Origin of the sequence: Facklamia sp. P9177, from assembly GCF_050409585.1 — a bacterium.
Lineage (GTDB): Bacteria > Bacillota > Bacilli > Lactobacillales > Aerococcaceae > Facklamia.
Genome location: NZ_JBNUPE010000036.1, coordinates 1 through 1563, shown reverse-complemented (window position 1 = coordinate 1563; position 1563 = coordinate 1). Strand labels below are relative to the sequence as shown.

Here is a 1563-nt window from a genome sequence, read left to right as displayed (position 1 = left end):
TGGCTCTTTGTCAAATAGGGTTGATGAGTAGGTGAGGTAACCGACTGGTTACTTCACCTCTTTTTTTACAGATCAACAATTATTATAAGCGCATGAATGATCGACCGGTTTTATTATGAGATAAATTGTCAAAAAGCAACCGACGTAGATGATTGATTGGGCAAGTATAAGCGCATCATCAATAAAATTCTATTTTTAAAATGTGAATAATTACGATAGCCATAGGCATTTCGTTTCAGCACCTTGATTTTATTGTTTAGCCCTTCAATTGGGCCATTCGTTAAGGTTGAATAGTTAAAGGTGTTTTGAATAAAAGTGTGATAGCGTTTAAAGGTTCTTAAAACGGTCTTTAATTTTTTTGAAACGGGTAATGTTAGGCCATAGTTGACCCAAAACTCAAATCGATCGATTCGAAGGTCTTGAAGGGCTTCTCTTAAATGATGAACGACCTCGTAAGTGACTTTTAATTCGCTACTTGATGCTAATAAATAATCAACGATACCACTGGTGTTTGTGATCCAATCAAATAATCGATAGCGCTGATAAGTAGTGGTGTGTAATTTATTTCTTGGTGTCATGATTAGGCGCCAGTAGCGTTTATGTTTATTGTACAGTCGATTGTCTTTGTTTCGGAAGGTGTTCATCACATGAATTCGTGTCCGATTCAGCTCACGATTTAAAGCTTGAATGAGATGGAATTTATCAATAATAATTTGTGCTTTTGGAAAAACTTTTTGAATTAAATCCATATACGGTCGGTACATATCAATCGTTATCGTTTGAACCGATTGACGGGTTTCCAACGGAAATTGTTGAAAATAACGGATTAATCAAGACTGTTTGCGATCAAAGAACAAATCAACTAATCGATGCGTTTTAGCGTCACAGTAAATGAAACTCATCGCAGCATCAATCGTTCGAACACTTTTAAATTCATCAAAACAAAGGTGTTGTGGTAAGGAATGTAGCGGTTTGAATTGAAGGTGCTGTGCCATTTGATTCGTCACACGACGGACTGTATGAATCGATACATGCACCAGTTGAGCGATATAAGTTTCTGATATCGTATGTGTTAACTGATCAGCGATATATCGTTTCAAATGATTAGATAGATGACAGTGACGAGCGACTTCAGGCGTTTGAGCGGTAAAGGATGAGTGACAAGATTTACAGTAATAACGCTGTTTTTTTAAATCTAAATAAGTGGGATAACCTGCCATCGGTATTAATTGAATGCGCGATGTACGAGAGCCATTTTTAACGATTGAATAGTTAATTGCTGATTGCCCACAACAAGGGCAATGACTAATAGGCTCTATTAATTGACCCGTTAATAAGAAAGATAAACGGCCTTTAATCGAAATTTTTGAAAATTTTTGGTCATTAATTGTGATGTTTTTATCGTTTAATCCGAGTAAAGATGATATAATGTGTGACATGGGACAGCTCTCCTTTATTGTGGTTTAGTCGCTTATAATATACAGGAGATCTGTCCTTTTTTGTACCCTAAAGTAAAAAATAGAGTTGAGGCCTTCGGCCATCAACCCTATAAATTATAGAACC

Annotated in this window: 1 pseudogene; it reads right to left on the bottom strand. The window is 36.2% G+C overall.

Annotated elements, in window-relative coordinates:
• Positions 1–128 precede the first annotated feature (128 nt).
• Positions 129–1439: pseudogene (locus ACQV18_RS09315) on the bottom strand (ISL3 family transposase).
• Positions 1440–1563 lie beyond the last annotated feature (124 nt).